This is a genomic window from Methylomicrobium album BG8 (assembly GCF_000214275.2).
GTDB lineage: Bacteria > Pseudomonadota > Gammaproteobacteria > Methylococcales > Methylomonadaceae > Methylomicrobium > Methylomicrobium agile.
Genome location: NZ_CM001475.1, coordinates 89,287 through 105,457, shown reverse-complemented (window position 1 = coordinate 105,457; position 16,171 = coordinate 89,287). Strand labels below are relative to the sequence as shown.

General features: G+C 58.9%; 16 protein-coding genes. 12 read left to right on the top strand and 4 right to left on the bottom strand.

Annotated elements, in window-relative coordinates:
* The first annotated feature begins 59 nt into the window (after positions 1-59).
* From zigA to METAL_RS00455, 11 genes are all read left to right on the top strand, one after another.
* A complete protein-coding gene (gene zigA / locus METAL_RS00505) occupies positions 60-1,283 on the top strand; it encodes a zinc metallochaperone GTPase ZigA (RefSeq protein ID WP_005368557.1) in 1,224 nt (407 codons plus the stop codon).
* Complete coding sequence (locus METAL_RS00500) at positions 1,276-1,521, top strand: hypothetical protein (protein WP_005368555.1); 246 nt, start codon at positions 1,276-1,278, stop codon at positions 1,519-1,521. Before zigA ends, METAL_RS00500 begins: the two co-directional genes overlap by 8 nt.
* Entirely contained in the window at positions 1,518-2,291 is a 774-nt protein-coding gene (locus METAL_RS00495) for a ZIP family metal transporter (protein ID WP_005368553.1), read from the top strand. Before METAL_RS00500 ends, METAL_RS00495 begins: the two co-directional genes overlap by 4 nt.
* Before the next feature lie 10 nt (positions 2,292-2,301).
* A complete protein-coding gene (locus tag METAL_RS00490) occupies positions 2,302-3,018 on the top strand; it encodes a DUF1826 domain-containing protein (RefSeq protein WP_005368551.1) in 717 nt (238 codons plus the stop codon).
* A 24-nt stretch (positions 3,019-3,042) separates the two neighbouring features.
* Positions 3,043-4,719: a formylmethanofuran dehydrogenase subunit A gene (locus METAL_RS00485; RefSeq protein ID WP_005368549.1), complete on the top strand. Its 1,677-nt coding sequence runs from the start codon at positions 3,043-3,045 to the stop codon at positions 4,717-4,719.
* An 8-nt stretch (positions 4,720-4,727) separates the two neighbouring features.
* Entirely contained in the window at positions 4,728-6,512 is a 1,785-nt protein-coding gene (gene thrS / locus METAL_RS00480; RefSeq protein ID WP_005368547.1) for a threonine--tRNA ligase, read from the top strand.
* Positions 6,509-6,922 carry a 6-carboxytetrahydropterin synthase QueD gene (gene queD, locus METAL_RS00475; RefSeq protein WP_005368545.1) on the top strand — a complete coding sequence of 138 codons (414 nt, stop codon included), beginning with the start codon at positions 6,509-6,511 and terminating at the stop codon, positions 6,920-6,922. Before thrS ends, queD begins: the two co-directional genes overlap by 4 nt.
* On the top strand, positions 6,919-7,704 hold the full coding sequence (gene folE2 / locus METAL_RS00470; RefSeq protein WP_005368543.1) for a GTP cyclohydrolase FolE2: 786 nt from the start codon (positions 6,919-6,921) through the stop codon (positions 7,702-7,704). Before queD ends, folE2 begins: the two co-directional genes overlap by 4 nt.
* Positions 7,701-8,138: a phosphoribosyl-AMP cyclohydrolase gene (gene hisI, locus METAL_RS00465; RefSeq protein ID WP_005368541.1), complete on the top strand. Its 438-nt coding sequence runs from the start codon at positions 7,701-7,703 to the stop codon at positions 8,136-8,138. The genes folE2 and hisI overlap by 4 nt, the downstream gene beginning before the upstream one ends.
* A gap of 25 nt (positions 8,139-8,163) precedes the next feature.
* Positions 8,164-9,165 carry a CobW family GTP-binding protein gene (locus METAL_RS00460; protein ID WP_005368539.1) on the top strand — a complete coding sequence of 334 codons (1,002 nt, stop codon included), beginning with the start codon at positions 8,164-8,166 and terminating at the stop codon, positions 9,163-9,165.
* 75 nt (positions 9,166-9,240) lie between these two features.
* The gene (locus tag METAL_RS00455; protein ID WP_005368537.1) at positions 9,241-10,218 is read left to right on the top strand and encodes a CobW family GTP-binding protein; all 978 of its coding nucleotides are present in this window, start codon (positions 9,241-9,243) and stop codon (positions 10,216-10,218) included.
* 259 nt (positions 10,219-10,477) lie between these two features.
* Here the strand turns inward: METAL_RS00455 and METAL_RS00450 are convergent, their stop codons facing one another.
* A complete protein-coding gene (locus METAL_RS00450; RefSeq protein WP_005368535.1) occupies positions 10,478-10,753 on the bottom strand; it encodes a metal/formaldehyde-sensitive transcriptional repressor in 276 nt (91 codons plus the stop codon).
* Between the two features lie 72 nt (positions 10,754-10,825).
* Here METAL_RS00450 and dmeF point away from each other — a divergent pair, with 72 nt between their 5' ends.
* Positions 10,826-11,791, top strand: a complete 966-nt coding sequence (gene dmeF, locus METAL_RS00445; protein WP_005368533.1) for a CDF family Co(II)/Ni(II) efflux transporter DmeF — start codon at positions 10,826-10,828, stop codon at positions 11,789-11,791.
* A gap of 24 nt (positions 11,792-11,815) precedes the next feature.
* Here the strand turns inward: dmeF and bioA are convergent, their stop codons facing one another.
* The 3 genes from bioA to oadA form a co-directional block, all read right to left on the bottom strand.
* Positions 11,816-13,126 carry an adenosylmethionine--8-amino-7-oxononanoate transaminase gene (gene bioA, locus METAL_RS00440; RefSeq protein ID WP_005368531.1) on the bottom strand — a complete coding sequence of 437 codons (1,311 nt, stop codon included), beginning with the start codon at positions 13,124-13,126 and terminating at the stop codon, positions 11,816-11,818.
* A 69-nt stretch (positions 13,127-13,195) separates the two neighbouring features.
* Positions 13,196-14,203: an L-threonylcarbamoyladenylate synthase gene (locus METAL_RS00435; RefSeq protein WP_005368529.1), complete on the bottom strand. Its 1,008-nt coding sequence runs from the start codon at positions 14,201-14,203 to the stop codon at positions 13,196-13,198.
* A 4-nt stretch (positions 14,204-14,207) separates the two neighbouring features.
* A complete protein-coding gene (oadA, locus tag METAL_RS00430; RefSeq protein WP_005368528.1) occupies positions 14,208-16,037 on the bottom strand; it encodes a sodium-extruding oxaloacetate decarboxylase subunit alpha in 1,830 nt (609 codons plus the stop codon).
* Between the last annotated feature and the right edge of the window lie 134 nt (positions 16,038-16,171).

Below are 16,171 nucleotides of genomic sequence, written 5' to 3'. Positions count from 1 at the left end.
GGGCGCGCCTCGAACCGCGCCTTTTTTTGAATGTACAATTGTTATAATATAACATTACAATGATCGACTCGAATCACACGCATACCGACAAACTCCCCGTGACGGTGCTGTCCGGTTTCCTGGGCGCGGGCAAGACTACTTTGCTGAACCACATCCTCGGCAACCGGGAGAACCGCCGGGTGGCGGTGATCGTCAACGACATGAGCGAAGTCAATATCGACGCCGCGCTGGTCAAAAACGAGGTGCAACTGAATCGCGGCCAGGAAAAACTGGTCGAAATGAGCAACGGGTGTATCTGCTGCACCCTGCGCGAGGACTTGCTGGCCGAGGTCGGCAATCTGGCCAGGGAAGGCCGCTTCGATTATCTGGTCATCGAATCCACCGGCATTGCCGAACCGCTGCCGATCGCCGAAACCTTTACTTTCCGCGACGAGCACGGGGTCAGCCTGTCCGACGTAGCTCGATTGGATACTCTCGTTACCGTGGTCGATGCGGTCAATTTCCTGCACAATTATCAGGAAGCCTTGAGTCTGAAGGAAGCGGGCGAGGCATTGGGGGGGGAGGAGGACGAGCGGAACATCGCCGACCTGCTGGTCGACCAGATCGAATTCGCCAATGTCATTTTAATTTCCAAGATCGACCTGGTCAGCATGGACGAACTCGCCAATCTGAAGGCGATCTTACGCAGCCTGAATCCGGAGACAGACATCATCCCGATGGTGATGGGCCAAGTCGACTTGGCAAAGGTCCTGAGCACTGGCTTGTTCGATTTCGAAAAAGCCGAGCAAGCACCGGGCTGGCTGAAGGAATTGCGCGGCGAACATACGCCGGAGACCGAGGAGTACGGCATCGGCAGTTTCGTTTACAGCGCGCGCCGGCCGTTTCATCCGGAACGTTTTTACCGGCTCCTGCACGAAGGCGAATGGGACAACGGTACACTGCTGCGCTCCAAAGGGTTTTTCTGGCTGGCCTCACGCCCGGAACATGCCGGCAACTGGTCGCAGGCCGGCGGCATCATGCACCACGGTTTGGCCGGACGTTGGTGGGCGTCGGTGCCGAAGGAGGAATGGCCCGAGGCGTATTTGGCGGATATTCGCGCGCAGTGGCTGGAACCCTATGGCGATTGCCGGCAGGAGCTGGTATTTATCGGCCAGAACGTCGATGCCGATCAAGTTCGCCGCGAACTGGATGTTTGCCTGCTGACCGATGCTGAACTAGCGGCCGGCCCGGCCGTTTGGCGCGGCTATCGGGATGATTTTCCGCAATGGTTCGGCAATGGTTGACGTCGATACCTATCTGCACCTGATTGGCGGCGAAGTGCTGATTATCCTGGGTATCGTCATCCCGTTGCTGGACGACAAAACCCACAAGCGCGCGCTGTCCTTCTTATTTGCGGCCGTGCTGGGCTTGATGCTGGTCCACCTCGTCTCCTATGTGTTGCCGAAGCGGCTGGCCAATTTCATCTACAGCTCGCACCACGCCTACCGTTCCCTCCAAACACAAGAGACACAACGGATATGAATGTCGCCTTGCCGACGATCGCCGCCTGCCTGGCCGTGAGCTTATGTTCGCTGTCCAGCGCCTTCGCACTGTGGCTGCCCCCTGACACTTTGAAGCGCATGGTGCCGTTTCTGGTGGCATTGGCGGTCGGTGTTCTGCTCGGTGACGCCTTCATCCATGTGATCCCGGACGCCGTCGCGCGCCGCGGCTCGGTCAGCAACGTGTGTCTGACCGTGTTGGTTGGCGTATTCGGCTTTTTCGTACTGGAAAAACTGGTGCGCTGGCGCCACGACCACAACGTCGATACCCAGCCAAGCAGCAGCGAGATTCTACCCTTGGCGAAAATGAATTTGATCGGCGACGCGATCCATAACTTCGTCGACGGCATCCTGATTGCCGGCAGCTTTCTGGCCGATCCCCTGGTCGGCCTGACGACGACTGTGGCGATCATCGCGCACGAAGTGCCGCAGGAACTCGGAGACGTCGGCGCGTTGCTGCGCGGCGGTTACCGGCCCCGGCAAGCGGTGCTGTACAACTTTTATTGCTCGCTGAGCGTCCTGCCCGGCGCGCTGTTCACGTTGCTGCTCAGTCAGGCCGCGGAATCCTCGCTGATCGTGCTGCTGCCGATTGCCGCCGGCGGTTTTATCTATATCGCCGCGTCCGACCTGATCCCTGTTCTGCACGAGCGTTCCAGCTTTCGCCACCTGGGCGGCCAGAGCGCTGCATTCGCCCTTGGCATCGGTTTTATGCAAGCGATCGTTTCATTCGAACACACCCTGTTAAGCCCTTAAGGAGTCCACCATGTTTGCCCGTGTGCCCTTTGCGCAACCCGACCTATCGCCGCACTTGCTGAATGGCCCGTATCATCCCGTCAAACGCCGGCCGACGCCCAAGACTGTCGTGTCCGATTGCATGGCCGATTTGGCGCGTATCTATGAGGATGACGTCAATCTGTGCTTGATCCGACGACCGTTGCCGGAAGACATCGAAGTTTTCGCCCATACTGCGCTCGACGCTAACATCCGTCTCGAAACCAGCCGGCCGGTCGATCCCCGGTGTTTCGATTTTTCCCTGATCTGGCCGGAGGCCGCAGGAATTCCCGGTTACCAATCCTGGACAGCCGATATTGCGTTATTGGCCGGCGCTTTCTGCGAATTGTTCGGCCGGCGCGAAGCCGGTTTGCGGCTGCGCACGCTGGACAAGGCGATGTGCCCGCGTTTTCATGTCGATTCGGTCGCCGCCAGGATGATTTGCAGCTACGGCGGCAGCGGCACCGAATGGCTGCCCGAAAATGCGCTGGACCGTTCCAAGCTGGGCATGGGCAGTGGCGGTCAACCCGACGCCCAATCCGGCCTGATGACCGATCCGGCCGCGATTAAGCAAATGCCGGTCTTTGCGGTGGGCTTGATGAAAGGCGAACATTGGGAGGGCAATGAGGGCCGCGGCTTGGCGCACCGCTCGCCGATGCCGGCTGACGCGCAACCGCGCCGGTTGCTGCTGACCTTGGATATGTTGTAAGCCGATTCCATAATCTACGATCTCATGCGCATCAAACTGCATAACGGTTCCATTTACGATCCGACCCAAAATTTACATGGCGAAACGCACGACCTGTTCATTCAAGACGGTATCATCGTCGCCGATCCCGGCCCGGCAGCCCGTTTCGACGCAGTGTACGACTTGACCGGCCTGATCGTGATGGCCGGCGGCATCGACATCCACAGCCACATCGCCGGCGGCAACGTCAACACCGCCCGGTTGTTATTGCCCGAGCAGCACCGCAACCATATGGCCCGGCGTTTAAATCAGTCGTTTACCACAGCCAAATGGTCGACAACCGACACCGGCTACCGCTATGCGCGCATGGGCTATACCACCGTGGTCGAGCCGGCGATGCTGCCGGTCAACGCGCTGGACGTGCATCTGCAAATGGCCGACATCCCGATCATCGACACCGCCGCGCTGGCGATTCTGGGCAACGACGATTTGTTGTTGAGATTGATGCGGGCGAAGGCCGGCCAAAACCAAGTCAACGATTACGTGGCCTGGACCCTGAACGCCACGCGTGCCCTGGGTTTGAAAGTCATCAATGCCGGCGGTGCCAATGCTTTCAAGTCGAATGCCCGCCAATTCGGCCTGGACGACGTGGTGCCGGATTACGGCCTCAGTTCCCGGCAAATCCTGCAAACCTTGCAAACCGCCGTTTATCAGCTCGGCGTGCCGCATCCGGTGCACGTGCATTGCAACAATCTCGGCATTCCGGGCAATGTCGAGACCCTCGTCGCGACGATGGACGCCGCGCAAGGCCTGCCGATGCATCTGGCCCACGTGCAGTTTTACGCCTATGGCAGCGAAGGCGCCAAAGGTTTTTCCTCGGCGGCGGCCAAGCTGCTGGAAGCCTTCAACCGCCATCCCAACATCACCATGGACGTCGGCCAGGTCTTGTTCGGCCAGACCGTCACCATCTCCGGCGACGTGATCGCCCAATACAGCCGCCACAGCGATGCCAGCCCCGGTAAATACGTGATCTGGGACGCCGAAACCGAAGGCTCGGGCGGCGTGGTGCCGTACCGCTACCGCGAGGCCAGCTTCGTCAACACGCTGCAATGGGCAATTGGTTTGGAACTGTTTTTGCTGGCCGAAGCACCGGAACGACTGTTTTTCACCACCGATCACCCCAATGGCGCACCATTCACGGCCTACCCGGAACTGCTGCGGCTGCTGATGGACGCCGACTATCGGCAGGAATGCATGGCGCGGCTAAATCAGGAAGCGTTGGCGCTCACCCTATTGCCGGGTCTGAAACGCGAATTGACTTTAGATGAAATTGCCACGATGACCCGTTCCTCTGCCGCCAAACTGCTGGGCCTCGACGACCGTGGCCATCTCGCTCCCGGCGCCGTGGCCGACATCGCCGTTTACGATCCGCGTAAGCGATCCGGCCAAAGCGCCGGCACTCGTATCGATTACCGGGCCATGTTTGCCGACGTCGCGTTGCTGTTCAAAAACGGCCGGCTGGTGGTGCAGGACGGCGTCGTGATCGAGCGCCCAGCCGGCTTGGCGCAAACCGTCACCCCGGTTTACGACGCCGGCATCACCCGCACCGTCAAGCAGCATTTCGACCTTTTTTACAGTTTGAAACTCAGCCAATACGGGGTCAACGACGCCGATTTCGATGGCCTCAAACAGCCGCGTTTTCGTCACATCGCAGCGCTTTAATTTTCGCCATGCAAGCCAATCAATCCGCCATCGAAACCGACCTGGAAACCTTACGCCACGACTGCGCCCACCTGTTGGCGCAAGCCGTCAAGGAATTGTATCCGGCCGCGCAAGTCGCCATCGGCCCGGCCATCGAACAGGGCTTTTATTATGATTTTGCGTTTCCGCGGCCGTTGACGGCCGACGAACTGCCGGCGATCGAACAGCGCATGCGCGAGATCGTTGGCCGCCGCGAACCCATTCGGCGGGAAGCATGGAGCCGTGCCCAAGCCGATGCTTTTTTCGCCGCGGCAGGCGAACGCTTTAAACAAGCGTTGCTGGCCACGATCCCGGAAGGCGAAACCATCAGCGTCTATCGGCAAGGCGAATTCACCGACCTCTGTCGTGGCCCGCACGGCGAGGATACCGGGCAAATCGGACTCGCCTTCAAATTGCTCAAGCTGGCAGGCGCCTATTGGCGCGGCGACCACTGCCAGCCCATGCTGCAACGTATCTACGGTACGGTGTGGCCGACGCAAACCGAGCTGGATAGCCATCTCAAACAACTGGAGGAAGCGGAACTGCGCGATCATCGCCGTCTGGGGCGGGACATGGATTTGTTTCATTTCCAGGAGCAGGCGCCCGGCTCGGTATTTTGGCATCCCAAAGGTTGGCGTTTGTTCCAGCGCTTGATCGATTACTTGCGGCAACGGCAAACGGCGGCAGGCTATCAGGAAATCAACACCCCGGATGTGATGGACATTGGCCTGTGGCAGGCCTCCGGCCATTGGGAAAAATTCGGTGAACACATGTTTACCACCCGAACCCCGGATGAGCGGGTTTTCGCGCTCAAGCCGATGAACTGTCCCGGCGGCGTACAGGTATTCAAACAGGGGTTGCGTAGTTATCGGCAATTGCCGCTACGGTTGGCGGAGTTCGGCAAGGTGCATCGTTATGAACCTTCCGGCGCCTTGCACGGCTTGATGCGGGTGCGTTCCTTCACCCAGGACGACGCCCATGTCTTTTGCAGCGAGCAGCAGATTACCCAGGAAAGCCTGGCCATCTGCGAGCTGATTTTAAGCATCTATCGCGACTTCGGTTTTCATGACATTCGCATCAAATTCTCCGACCGCCCGCTACAGCGGGTCGGCAGCGACGCGGTTTGGGATCAGGCCGAACAGGCCTTGATTCAAGCCATGCAAGCCAGCGGTCTACCGTACACGCATAACCCCGGCGAGGGCGCATTTTACGGGCCGAAACTGGAATTCGTACTGCGCGATGCGGTGGGGCGCGATTGGCAATGCGGTACCTTGCAAGTCGATTTGAATCTGCCGGGCCGCTTGGGAGCCAGCTATATCGACGCCGACGGCAACAAGCAAACCCCGGTGATGCTGCATCGGGCCTTGTTCGGTTCGCTGGAGCGCTTTACCGGCATTTTGCTGGAGCATTACGCCGGCTGGCTGCCGTTCTGGCTGGTGCCGCTGCAAATTGTGGTTGCGCCCATCAGCGAACCAACCGAAGCCTATGCGCTGGCCGTCGCCGACCGCTTAAGCCACGCCGGTTTGACGGTGGAAAGCGATTTACGCAACGAAAAAATCGGCTACAAGATCCGCGAACACAGTGTGGCTAAAGTACCGCTGTTGATCGTGGTCGGCCAACGGGAGATGCAAGACGGCCAAGTCACGCTGCGCTGGTTGCACGGGGGGCGTCAACAAACTCTGCTGTTGGCGCAAGCCGTGGCCGAACTGGCCCTACAAAACCAATACCTTTCATCCCTATCCGGTAAACAAACAGGCCACCTCGAAAACCCATGACTCGCTCTGTACAAACCCAGCCAACCTGCGGCCTCTATACCCTGAAAGTCCACGCCCAATTTTGCTCGGCGCATGCCTTGCGCGATTATCCCGGCGATTGCCGCCGTCTGCATGGGCATAACTGGAAAGTCGAAACCGAAGTACAAGCCAGGGTACTGAATGACATCGGCATTGCCATCGATTTCAAAGCCATCAAGGCGGCAACCCGGCAATTGGCCGATAGCCTGGATCACCGTTTTCTCAACGACATCGAACCCTTCGACCGCATCAACCCCACCGCCGAAAACTTGGCGGCCTGGTTTTTCCGCCAGTTGTCGGCCGCCCTGAACAGCACGCATGTCAAAGTCAATGCCGTGACGCTATGGGAAACCGACACCGCCTGCGTCCGTTACACCGAGGTCGCCGCATGAAAACCTGCACCATCGAAGACATCCAGGGCCGTACGGATACCCGCCGCATTGCGATCGACAAGGTCGGCATCAAGGACATCCTGCATCCGGTGCGGGTGCGGGATAAAAGCGGCGGCGAACAACACACCGTCGCCCGTTTCGACATGTACGTGAATTTGCCGCACGACTTCAAGGGCACCCACATGTCGCGCTTCGTGGAAATTTTGAATAGCCATGACCGGGAGATCAGCATCGCCTCGTTCTCGACCATGCTGCAAGAAATGTTGGCGCGGCTGGAAGCCGAATCCGGCTACATCGACATGCGTTTTCCGTACTTTATCGAAAAAGCCGCGCCGGTGAGCGGCGTGCGTAGCCTGTTGGATTATCAGGTCAGCTTCATCGGCGAAATCGACGCGCAAGGTTGTCGCACCAAGGTCAAGATCGTCGTGCCGGTGACCAGCTTGTGCCCGTGCTCCAAGGAAATCTCCGAGCGCGGCGCTCACAACCAGCGCTCGCACGTCACCGTGACGGCCGGCACGCGGGAATTCATCTGGTTGGAAGAATTGATCGCGCTGGTCGAGTCCGAAGCCTCGTCGCCGGTTTATGGCCTGTTGAAGCGGCCGGACGAAAAATACGTCACCGAATATGCTTACGACCATCCGAAATTCGTCGAGGACATGGTGCGCGACGTTGCGGCCCGTTTGGACGCCGATCCGCGTATTGGCGCCTACACGGTGGAATCGGAAAACTTCGAATCGATTCACAACCACTCGGCTTATGCGCTGATCGAGCGGGTGAAATGAAGCTGTTCAAGCATGCGGAAACCCTGGCCGTTGGGGACAGCCTGTCCTGGGACGCCGTATTGGCTGAATTACCCTTCAACGCCGACGGCCTGTTGCCGGCCATTGCGCAACAATCCGATAGCGGCGAGGTATTGATGCTGGCCTGGATGAACCGCGAGGCTATCCTGGAAACATTGAGTACCGGCCGGGTTTGTTACTGGTCGCGCTCACGGCGGAGGCTATGGCGAAAAGGCGAGACCTCCGGCCATCATCAAACTCTCAAGGAACTGCGCATCGATTGCGACGGCGATACGCTGCTGTTGCTGGTCGATCAACAGGGGCCAGCCTGCCATACCCGGCGTTCCAGTTGTTTTTATCACGCCGTGCGCGGCGAACAAGTCGTGGTGATCAGTGCGCCACAGCCGGATAGCGAATCGCTGTCCAGCCAACGCTAACCCCTGTTCCTTCAGGAGATTCAAGATGAACGCAAGCCCAAAACTCAACTACCCGGTACCGGTCACCATTTTGACCGGCTTTCTCGGCGCCGGTAAAACCACGCTGCTGAACCGCATTCTGACCGAACACCACGGCAAACGCATTGCCGTGATCGAAAACGAATTCGGCGAAACCGGCATCGACAACGAACTGCTGGTACAAGCCGACGAGCAAATCGTTGAAATGAACAATGGTTGCATCTGCTGTACCGTGCGCGGTGATCTGGTGCGTATTCTCGGTGAATTGTCGGAGCGCAGGGAGAACGGTGAGGCCGGCTTCGAACGGGTGATCATCGAAACCACCGGTCTGGCCGATCCGGCGCCCGTGGCGCAGACTTTTTTCGTCGATCAGGACATCGCCGAATATTATCAACTGGATGCTGTCATTACCGTGGTCGATGCCGTCCATGCTCACCGGCAACTGGCCGATCACCATGAAGCGCAGGAACAAGTGGGTTTTGCCGATCGCATTTTGTTGTCCAAAACCGACCTTGCGGAACCGGAAATCATCGCCGAACTGGAAAGCCGATTGCACGCCATGAACCCCAGGGCACCGATCAAACGCGTACATTTCGGTGAAACCGAATTACCGGATATTCTGGATATAGGCGGTTTCAACCTCGAAGACATTCTGAAAATAGAACCGGATTTTTTGCAGGACGTCAGCCATGAACATGACGATGACATCAGTTCAATGGTGTACCGTTCGAAACAACCTTTGGACTCGGCTCGCTTCATGCACTTTCTGGACATCATTATCGGCGCCTTCGGCAAGGATTTATTGCGCTACAAAGGCATACTCAATCTTGCCGGCAGTCCAAACAAAATCCTGTTTCAGGGAGTGCATATGCTGATGGGCGACAGTCAAGGTCTGCCGTGGGCCGAGAAGGAAGAGCGTGAAACTCAACTGGTGTTCATCGGCCGCAATTTACCCAAGCAGCAGATACTAAAAGCGTTGATGGCCTGCCATGTCGATGCCGACGTTTAGATACGGGGATAAAGTGTACAAGTTATATTTTGCTGGTGCCTTGGCGTGTTTCACAGCAACATTTTCGAGATATCGATGATTCCAAACAAAATCCCGGTCATCGTTCTGACCGGCTTTCTGGGTAGCGGCAAGACCACGTTGCTGAACCGCTTGTTGACGGACGGCGTGAAGACGGCGGTGCTGATCAACGAGTTCGGCGCCACGCCGATCGATCAGGATTTGCTGCAAAGTCGGGACATTCCGATGGCGGTACTATCGGGCGGTTGCTTGTGTTGCCAGATCAAGGGCGCGTTGGCGCCGACTTTGAAGAACTTGTGGATGGCTTGGAATAATGCCGCAACCAAGCCTTTCGAACGCATCATTATCGAGACCAGCGGTGTCGCCAGCCCGGAACCCATATTGGACACGCTGCTGCGCGAACCCTGGTTGTCCAAACGCTACCATTTGCAACAAATCATTACCACGCTGGCGATTCCGTCAGCCATTGCCCAACTGGAACGTCACGCCGAAGCCCGTGCGCAAATGGCCTGGGCCGATCTGTTGCTACTGACTCACGCCGATCTGGCCGATTCGAACGAACAGGCGGAACTGATTGAATACCTGAACATTCAGGCACCGGCAATTCCAACGCTGACGGCTGCGCTAGACCTATTTGAAGTCTCCGCTTTGCATTGCTACGTCCCCCCCGCTTTCAGGCGTATTCCCGATGGCAATGCCTTGCCGGAACATGGCTTCCGCAGCGTATCGCTCTATCTGGAACACGCGCCAAGCTGGCCGCATCTAAACACCGTTTTACAAACCTTGTTGATAAACCATCCCGACGATTTAGTTCGAATCAAAGGGGTGGTTTATTTCCCCGAGTGCTCTACACCCTCAGCGGTGCATGCCGTCGCCGGTCACTTGTACCCACCAGCGCCCTTGCCGGAACGTCCGAACCAGGATAGACGCAGCCGCCTGGTTCTAATTACAACTTCCGATCCGGAGCGTTTGGCTAGGGCATTGCTGATCAACCTGGACGGAGGAAACAACAAAGCTTCGATACGGCTACATTAAGAATCAAAGTAGGGATTTGCACGAGCTTTACGGGTCGTCAATCAAGACTCGACGGGGTTATGCAAATTCAGCATTTATTGAAGATCGATAGAATCACCCCGCACAAGATTGCCTTTTCACAATTTATTTGCCTAAAGAGAAAATGCTGGAAGCGTTGAAGTCAGGCCAGGTTCCGGTTTGATTCAGGCTGGCCGGAAGCCGAACGGTCAGCCGTTTCGCACGGGGGGCCACGGAGTCCGGAAAAATCGTGCGTTAAGCCTTACCTGAGGTAGGAACGCAGCACGGCAACCACCTGTTCCACATCCTCGCTCCGCTGCTTCGGAGGTAAGTCATCCGCGCCAAGGTGTTCGCGGATGTGCCCTTCCAGCACCTCGGCCATCAATCCGTTCACGGCACCCCGGATCGCGGCGATCTGCTGCAGCACTGCCGAACATTCCGTCTCCTGTTCCAGTGCCCTTTCCAGCGCCTCGGCCTGGCCCTTAATGCGTCGAACGCGGGTCAACAAGGGTTTCTTACCTTTGATGGTATGGGGCATGGCGGCCTTTTTGCTTGGCAATAAAATATACTGGAGTATAGTATATCGAATTTAGACAAAAGGTACTGTCAAATGCCAATTTCCGCTTCTGTTGATGCCTGGCGCCACACCCACGTCTTCGACGAGGGCAATCCGCTGGCCGAGAGGAACACACGCGGGGCTCTCGTATTGACCTCTGTCATGATGGCTGCCGAGATCGCCGGGGGATGGACCTTCAACTCGATGGCGCTGCTGGCCGACGGTTGGCACATGAGTTCGCATGCCTTGGCGCTGGGTCTCTCGGTGCTGGCTTACGGGGCGGCACGACGCTTTGCCCGCGATAAGCGCTTTGCCTTCGGTACGTGGAAAATCGAAGTGCTGGGCGGGTACACCAGCGCCATTTGCCTCGTAGGCGTCGCCGGGCTGATGCTCTACCAGTCGATTGAACGCCTCGTCGCCCCGACGCCGATTCACTACGATCAAGCCATCGCGATTGCCGGGGTTGGTTTATTGGTCAACCTGGTTTGTGCATGGCTGCTGAAAGATGGTCATACCCATCATCACGATCACGGCCATCGCCATGAGCACGAAGATCACGCTCACCCTCATCACGACTTGAATCTGCGTGCGGCTTATGTACATGTCCTGTCCGACGCGGCGACCTCGATGCTCGCTATGCTGGCGTTGTTTGGCGGCAAACGTTGGGGAGCGAATTGGCTCGACCCGGTAATGGGCATGGTGGGGGCCGCTCTCATTATTATATGGGCGTATGGATTGCTGCATGACACCGGACGCGTACTGCTCGATGCTGAAATGGATGCGCCTGTGGTGGCCGAAATCCACGAGGTTATCGGGACAAGCCCCGTCAAGGCTGAAATTACCGATCTGCACGTCTGGCGTGTCGGGAAAGGCAAGTACGCCTGCATCCTGTCGCTTGCCGTTCAAGAAGAGGCGACGCCGGACGACTTCAGGAAACTGTTAGGCATCCATACGGAATTGGTTCATGTGACGGTGGAAGTGAACCAGCACCGAGAACGGCAAAAAATTATGCCGCTTTGAGGGATAGGTAAGGGGTGATTGCCGTCAAATGCCAATTTTCGCCAATTGTTCGATCACAGCAAATATCTCCCCGGCCAGATGGCCGAGTTCGGCATCATTGATGAGGTAAGGCGGCATCGTATAGATCAGGCGGCCGAAAGGCCTGAGCCAGACGCCGCGTTCCATCAGCCGCTTCTGCACGGCCGCGCACGGGACCGGCGCGGCCATTTCGACCACGCCGATCGCGCCGAGCACTCTGACGTCGGCCACTCCCGGCAAATCGCTGCATGGAGTTAGGCCTTCTTTCAGTCCGGATTCGATGCGGCCGATGCGGCTTTGCCAGTCGGAAGCGAGCAGCAGGTCGATGCTGGCCGCGGCGATGCTGCAGGCCAGGGGATTGCCCATGAAAGTCGGGCCGTGCATGAAGCAGCCGGCGTCGCCGTGCGAGATCGTTTCGGCGATGTCCGCCGTGCACAAGGTCGCCGCCAGGCTCAGATAGCCGCCGGTCAGGGCTTTGCCGACGCACAGGATGTCGGGGGCGATGCCCGCATGCCCGCAGGCGAAGAGGCGTCCGGTGCGGCCGAAGCCGGTCGCGATTTCATCCGCAATCAGCAGCACATCGTAGCGGTCGCAGAGATCGCGCGCGGCCTTCAAATAGTCGGGATGGTAGAACCACATGCCGCCGGCACCCTGTACGACCGGTTCGAGGATCAGCGCGGCGCAATCGCCGGCATGTTCCTGGAAGAGTTTTTCCAAGCCTTCCACATCGCAGGGGTTCCAGGTTTGATCGAAACGGCAGCCGGGACGCGGAGCGAAAAAGTGTTTCGGCAGCACCGAGCGGAAAAGGTGATGCATCCCGGTGACCGGATCGCAGACCGACATCGCGCCGAAGGTATCGCCGTGATAGCCGCCGCTAAGCGCGATGAAGCGGTGTTTTTCGGTCCTGCCCTGCGCCTGCCAGTATTGCAGCGCCATTTTCAACGCCACCTCGACGCTGACCGAACCCGAATCGCAGAAGAATACCTTGTCCAGCCCCCGCGGGCAAATGGCCAGCAGGCGTTCGACCAGCCCGATCGCGGCCGGGTGAGTCAGCCCGCCGAACATCACGTGCGCCATTTTGCCGAGCTGTTCGATGGCGGCTTCGTTCAGGCGGGGGTGGTTGTAGCCGTGGATCGCCGCCCACCAGGACGACATTCCGTCGATCAGTTCCCGCCCGTCAGCCAGTTTCAGCATGACGCCGTCCGCCGAGACGACCGGATACACCGGATCCGGTGCAGTCATCGAAGTATACGGGTGCCAGATGTGGCCGCGGTCGAAGGCGAGCGCCGCTTCTAAATTGAAAACATTGTCGGCCATACTGAAGATTGAAAGACCTGGAGCAGGGTACGCTCCGCGTACCTTATTTGGAATTTGAGCTTACCGGGCTTACGAGCCGGGAATCGCCGAACCGGCGGGCACGGTTGCCTTGCGCAGCCGGTCGTTCACCGCATGCCAGGCCTCGCTTTCGGGAGGCTGTTCGATTACGATCATGTCGAGGCCAAGATTATCCGTTTCGCGCAGGGCGGCATAAAGCGCTTGGGCGTAATCGTACGCTTCCGCAGGCATGTGCAGGGTATGGGCCAAACCGGGAGGAAGCACGGCGCGGTGGTAAGCGATCAGGCCGACCCGGCGGCCTTGGGCAATCAGTTGCCTCAGCGTTTCCCAGATATCCCCGCTGGGGCATAACAGCGCGGTGGTGCTGGGTGCGTAATGCACCGCCATCAGTCCGGGCGCACGGACATTGAGCGACCCGGCTTTCGCGGCAAGCTCAAGGCCGACTCCCAGCACTTCTTCGATCTGAACCCGGCTGATACGACCGGGCCGCAGCAGCCGCGGCCGGGCGCCGCTCAGGTCGACGATCGTCGATTCGACGCCGACCTTGCACGGGCCGCCGTCGAGAATCAGATCGACGCTATTGCCGAGTTCTTCTTCGACATGCCGGGCCGTGGTCGGACTGATCCGGCAAAAACGGTTCGCGGAAGGAGCGGCAATGCCGCCGCCGAATTTTTCGAGCAGGCGCAGCGCGACCGGATGGCCCGGCACGCGCAGGCCGACGGTCGGCTGGCCGCCGGTCACCGCATCGGGCACGTGCGGCCGCTTTTTCAGAATGATCGCCAGCGGGCCGGGCCAGAAACGTTCGGCCAGGCGCCGGGCAGCCTCGGGTACGAACTCGGCCCAGTCGTCCAGGCGGCCGGCGCCGTTGATATGCACGATCAACGGATGATCCGCCGGGCGTCCCTTGGCCGCAAAGATGCGGCCGACCGCTTCCGCATTCGCGGCATCGGCGCCCAGGCCGTAAACGGTTTCGGTCGGAAAGGCGACCAGGCGGCCCTGGCGCAGCAGATGAACGGCTTGGTCGAGCGCGGCATCGTCCGCGATTATCGGTTTGGTCATTGAGTCAATTATTGGGTAGGATTTCGATCAGGACTTCATCCGGGTTGGCGGGTTCGCCCTTGACCACGTGTACGGCTTTGACGATGCCGCCGACCGGCGCGGTGACCTCGGTTTCCATTTTCATCGCCTCGGTGACCAGCACGGGCTGGCCGGCCTCGACCCGCTGGCCGACCTTGACCGGAACCTCCAGCACATTGCAGGGCATCCGTACGCCGACGTCGCCGGGTTCGGTCGGGCGCCGGCGTTTGCTGGCGATATTGCTTTGCACCGCGCCTTGCGTGCCGCCTTCCAGTACGATTTCATCCAGCGTTTCGACCACGATCTCTTCCGGCACGCCGTCGACCATGAAATAGAAATGGCGCAGCATCTGGTTCTTCGGACCGGCGCCGGTCACTTTGACATGGTAGGACTCGCCGTGCAGTGCGACGTTGAATTCGGTCGGCGCCTTTTTGATGCCGCTCTCGGCCGCCGGCTCGATTTCGAGCGGCTCCGGCACCAGATTGCCGGAAGAGCGTTGTTCGAGAAACTGTTTGCCGACTTCCGGAAACATCGCATAGCTCAGCACGTCCCGGTCGTTCAGCGCGAGATGGCCGATTTCCTCGCGCAGATGGTCGAGTTCCGGCTTGAGCAGATCGGCCGGGCGGCAGTCGATCGGTTCTTCACTGCCGATCGCGCGTTTCTGCAAATCCGGATCGACCGGCGCGGGCGCCTTGCCGTAGCCGCCCTGCAGGTAGCGTTTGACTTCATTGGTGATCGATTCGTAGCGCTTCCCGGTCAGCACGTTCAGCACCGCCTGGGTGCCGACGATCTGCGAGGTCGGGGTGACCAGCGGCGGGTAACCCAAATCTTTCCTGACCGACGGAATCTCCTTGTAAACTTCGCCGATCCGGTCCAGCGCGTTGCGTTCCTTCAACTGGTTGGCCAGATTCGAGATCATGCCGCCGGGAACCTGAAAAATATGCACCTGGGTATCGATGCCGGTGAATTCGCTCTCGAAGCGGCGGTATTTCTTGCGTACTTCGGCAAAATAGCGGTTCGCCTCCTGAAGCCGGTCGAGATCCAGGCCGGTGTCGTGGGAGGTGCCTTTCAGTGCGATCACCAGGCTTTCGGTCGGCGGGTGACTGGTGCCGCCGGCCCAGGACGACAAGGCCGTATCGATATGCCGGCAGCCGGCTTCGATCGCCTTCAACTGGCACATTTCGGCCAGCCCCGAAGTCGCGTGCGAATGCAGGTGCAGGGGCAGGTCGACCGCATCCTTCAGCGCCTTGACCAGCTCGTAAGTCGCGTAAGGGGTCAAAAGGCCCGCCATGTCCTTGATCGCGAGCGAAGCGCAGCCGAGTTGGGCCAGATCCTTCGCGAGCGCGACGAAGCTTGCGGTGTCGTGCGCCGGGCTGGTCGTGTAGCAGATCGTGCCCTGCGCATGCTTGCCGCTGGCCTTGACCGCTTCGATCGCGGTTTTGAGGTTTCTAATGTCGTTCAAGGCATCGAAAATGCGGAACACGTCCATGCCCGCTTCGGCGGCCCGCTGTACGAATGCTCTGACCACATCGTCCGAATAATGCCGGTAACCGAGCAGGTTCTGTCCGCGCAGCAGCATCTGCAGCGGGGTTTTCGGCAATGCGGCCTTCAGTTTGGCGAGGCGCTCCCAGGGATCTTCCTTTAAAAACCGCAGGCAGGCGTCGAACGTCGCGCCTCCCCAGCATTCGAGCGACCAGTAGCCGATCGCGTCGAGCATCGCGCAGGCGGGCAGCATGTCTTCGGTGCGCAGGCGCGTCGCAATCAGGGATTGATGCGCATCGCGCAAAATAACATCGGTGATATGAACTTTTTGCATGGTTGGGTCTTGATCAGCAGAGACTAACATTGTCCACGAAAGGCACGAAAACGTTCACAGCACGTACCGTCGAATAGCGATCCAAGCGAAGGGTAGGCAAACGATGAAGCGGTCTGCCCGCTCTACCGGCTTTT

Coding starts and splice junctions, on each gene's coding strand:
- zigA (WP_005368557.1), top strand. CDS start 60: ATGATCGACTCGAATCACACGCATACCGACAAACTCCCCGTGACGGTG.
- METAL_RS00500 (WP_005368555.1), top strand. CDS start 1,276: ATGGTTGACGTCGATACCTATCTGCACCTGATTGGCGGCGAAGTGCTG.
- METAL_RS00495 (WP_005368553.1), top strand. CDS start 1,518: ATGAATGTCGCCTTGCCGACGATCGCCGCCTGCCTGGCCGTGAGCTTA.
- METAL_RS00490 (WP_005368551.1), top strand. CDS start 2,302: ATGTTTGCCCGTGTGCCCTTTGCGCAACCCGACCTATCGCCGCACTTG.
- METAL_RS00485 (WP_005368549.1), top strand. CDS start 3,043: ATGCGCATCAAACTGCATAACGGTTCCATTTACGATCCGACCCAAAAT.
- thrS (WP_005368547.1), top strand. CDS start 4,728: ATGCAAGCCAATCAATCCGCCATCGAAACCGACCTGGAAACCTTACGC.
- queD (WP_005368545.1), top strand. CDS start 6,509: ATGACTCGCTCTGTACAAACCCAGCCAACCTGCGGCCTCTATACCCTG.
- folE2 (WP_005368543.1), top strand. CDS start 6,919: ATGAAAACCTGCACCATCGAAGACATCCAGGGCCGTACGGATACCCGC.
- hisI (WP_005368541.1), top strand. CDS start 7,701: ATGAAGCTGTTCAAGCATGCGGAAACCCTGGCCGTTGGGGACAGCCTG.
- METAL_RS00460 (WP_005368539.1), top strand. CDS start 8,164: ATGAACGCAAGCCCAAAACTCAACTACCCGGTACCGGTCACCATTTTG.
- METAL_RS00455 (WP_005368537.1), top strand. CDS start 9,241: ATGATTCCAAACAAAATCCCGGTCATCGTTCTGACCGGCTTTCTGGGT.
- METAL_RS00450 (WP_005368535.1), bottom strand. CDS start 10,753: ATGCCCCATACCATCAAAGGTAAGAAACCCTTGTTGACCCGCGTTCGA.
- dmeF (WP_005368533.1), top strand. CDS start 10,826: ATGCCAATTTCCGCTTCTGTTGATGCCTGGCGCCACACCCACGTCTTC.
- bioA (WP_005368531.1), bottom strand. CDS start 13,126: ATGGCCGACAATGTTTTCAATTTAGAAGCGGCGCTCGCCTTCGACCGC.
- METAL_RS00435 (WP_005368529.1), bottom strand. CDS start 14,203: ATGACCAAACCGATAATCGCGGACGATGCCGCGCTCGACCAAGCCGTT.
- oadA (WP_005368528.1), bottom strand. CDS start 16,037: ATGCAAAAAGTTCATATCACCGATGTTATTTTGCGCGATGCGCATCAA.